Source organism: Sutterella seckii (assembly GCF_009183815.1).
GTDB lineage: Bacteria > Pseudomonadota > Gammaproteobacteria > Burkholderiales > Burkholderiaceae_F > Sutterella > Sutterella seckii.
Genome location: NZ_WEHX01000292.1, coordinates 1 through 217, shown reverse-complemented (window position 1 = coordinate 217; position 217 = coordinate 1). Strand labels below are relative to the sequence as shown.

The following is a 217-nucleotide window of genomic DNA, read 5'->3' as shown; positions in this document are numbered from 1 at the left end:
CTTGGACTTGCCGGGAATGCTGCTCAGCAGAAGCTGGATCTCAAGCTTGACGAAGCAAAGAGCGCCGTCGCGGCGCTTGTGCCCGCCTGCAGGAGCAGGAGCAGGAGCAGGAGCAGGAGCAGGAGCAGGCGCGGCCGCCCCACGCTCGACGTCGTTCTGATGCTCAAGGTGATTTTCCTGCAGCGTCTGAAGGGGCTCAGCGATGCTGAGATGGCCT

General features: G+C 63.1%; 1 protein-coding gene. It reads left to right on the top strand.

Annotated elements, in window-relative coordinates; translation table 11 throughout:
* Positions 1-217: transposase (locus GBM95_RS12215; RefSeq protein ID WP_193222719.1), on the top strand; the 217-nt coding region annotated here is incomplete at both ends.